Raw genomic sequence first — 1,176 nt, 5'->3', positions numbered from 1 at the left:
GGACGGGCTGAATTTGCCCGCAGGCTGCGGACTACGCCGGCGAAATCAGCCCGTCCGGCGTTTGAGGACGCGGCCGCAGGCCGCCCCCGCCGCAGGCGGCAAGACGGCCCGCAGGCGAAGTTCCCGCCGCGGCGCAGCCAACCCGCAGACGGAAGCGGACGCGAGCCCCCAGCGCACGGTAAACGAAGCCAATCACTCCCCTGACGCGCCCTCATCGTGGACGATGGGCCCGTACTCACACCTACGGACCCGTTGCTGGAGCCGAGAAATGGCCAAGAGCGTGCCGGTTCACTGCCCGACGTGCCGTCGGGAGCACTCCTTCACCCCGCCCACCTTCCCTTGCGCGTGCGGCGCCCCGCTCACGTTGCCCGTCCGCCCGGACGCCGCGCCCGAGTTACTCGCGCAGCGCACCTGGCGCGACTCGTGGGTGGCCGTGCGCTGCCCTTCGTGCGACCGTCAGGACCAGTGGCCGCGGCCGGAGTTCGGCTGCTCCTGCGGCGCGGTGGTGCGGCTGCCCGTCGAGCCCGTCACCGGTGCCGAGCCGGAGGCGCCGCTGCGGCCCGCGTTCCGGCCGGTGGCCATCCGCAACGCCGAGGACGCGATCGTGGCGGCGGAGCGCTATCTGACCTGGCTGGGCTTCACGGCCGTGACCCGGCCCGGGGACCCCGCCGAGTCGGGGGTCGACCTGCGGGCCGCCGGGATGGTCGCCCGTGTCGACCCGACCACCCTGCCCGCCTCGCTGCGGGCCGTCGAGTGCCTCTGGCTGCACGGCCTGACGGACTGCGCGACCGGTGTGTTCTTCTCTCTCGCGGGCTACGAGCGGGACGCCCGCTCCCGCGCCGACGAGCTGCGGCTGCCGCTGTTCGTCATGGATCTGACGGGTACTCCGCAGCCGTTGAACGGCTGCGCCGACGAACTGGTCGAGCGCGGCCCCGCCTGACCGTGGTGTGACCCAACCTCAATTCTTCCTCTGTAAGCGGCGGTTCGGCATGGCGCACCGCGCCCTCGGGGCGGAGACTGTGTTCCGGGCCCGCGAAGCGGACGCGAACGGGGGGCGCGGGCCCCACCACGCGCCTCCGCCGTGGCCCCGCCCCTCGGAAGGGGCGGGGGCCCACGGGGGGGGGGGACGGCCCCCCCCCCCCCCCAACGGGAAGGGGGGGGGGGGGGGCAGGGGGT

The 1,176-nt window shown here is 74.6% G+C and carries 1 protein-coding gene; it reads left to right on the top strand.

From position 1 onward, the window contains the following. Nucleotides 1–268: 268 nt before the first annotated feature. Nucleotides 269–940 (top strand): hypothetical protein, encoded by a 672-nt coding sequence (locus tag ACWD4A_RS35390; RefSeq protein WP_451200587.1) that lies wholly within the window; start codon nucleotides 269–271, stop codon nucleotides 938–940. Nucleotides 941–1,176 lie beyond the last annotated feature (236 nt).

The organism is Streptomyces sp. NPDC002537, from assembly GCF_053594975.1.
This window is presented reverse-complemented; position numbering and strand designations above follow the sequence as displayed.